The following is a 638-nucleotide window of genomic DNA, read 5'->3' as shown; positions in this document are numbered from 1 at the left end:
ACTCTCCGAAGAGTGTTTGAGCTTATGCTCATAATGTTTGCTGACTAATGTCAATTAATTGTTTGTTGTTAATCTTAAAGATTAACTTACACGCTGTTGTTTTGTTTAGTTTTCAAAGAACATATTGTTTTATTGGTGGAGCCTAGCGGGATCGAACCGCTGACCTCCTGCGTGCAAGGCAGGCGCTCTCCCAGCTGAGCTAAGGCCCCATTATAATATTAAGTGGTCGGGAAGACAGGATTTGAACCTGCGACCCCTTGGTCCCAAACCAAGTGCTCTACCAAGCTGAGCTACTCCCCGATATGGCGCGCCCGAGAGGACTCGAACCCCTAACCTTTTGATCCGTAGTCAAACGCTCTATCCAATTGAGCTACGGGCGCTATTTATTTCTTGTTTTACTGCAGTCAAAATTTAATACCTTTTGTGCAATTCAAGGATACTTATTTTCACTAAGTGAAAAAAGTTTGGTGCCGAGGACCGGAATCGAACCGGTACGGTAGTCACCTACCGCAGGATTTTAAGTCCTGTGCGTCTGCCAGTTCCGCCACCCCGGCACTTCTGTTGGAGCGGAAGACGGGATTCGAACCCGCGACCCCCACCTTGGCAAGGTGGTGTTCTACCACTGAACTACTTCCGCT

General features: G+C 47.5%; 5 tRNA genes. All 5 read right to left on the bottom strand.

The features are described 5' to 3' along the window. Positions 1 to 133: 133 nt before the first annotated feature. The 5 genes from CDZ92_RS19520 to CDZ92_RS19500 all read right to left on the bottom strand — a co-directional run bounded on the left by CDZ92_RS19520 (position 134) and on the right by CDZ92_RS19500 (position 637). Positions 134 to 209: transfer RNA gene (locus tag CDZ92_RS19520), tRNA-Ala, on the bottom strand. 14 nt (positions 210 to 223) lie between these two features. Next, a tRNA-Pro gene (locus CDZ92_RS19515) sits at positions 224 to 300 on the bottom strand. Positions 301 to 303: 3 nt separating this feature from the next. Further along, a tRNA-Arg gene (locus tag CDZ92_RS19510) sits at positions 304 to 380 on the bottom strand. An 85-nt stretch (positions 381 to 465) separates the two neighbouring features. After that, positions 466 to 554 (bottom strand) — tRNA-Leu (locus CDZ92_RS19505). An 8-nt stretch (positions 555 to 562) separates the two neighbouring features. Then, positions 563 to 637: transfer RNA gene (locus CDZ92_RS19500), tRNA-Gly, on the bottom strand. Position 638 lies beyond the last annotated feature (1 nt).

Origin of the sequence: Bacillus sp. FJAT-45066 (assembly GCF_002335755.1) — a bacterium.
Taxonomy (GTDB): Bacteria; Bacillota; Bacilli; order Bacillales; family Bacillaceae_I; genus Bacillus_CD; species Bacillus_CD alkalisoli.
The sequence above is the reverse complement of the archived record's forward strand: the minus strand, read 5'-3'. Positions and strand labels throughout refer to the sequence as shown.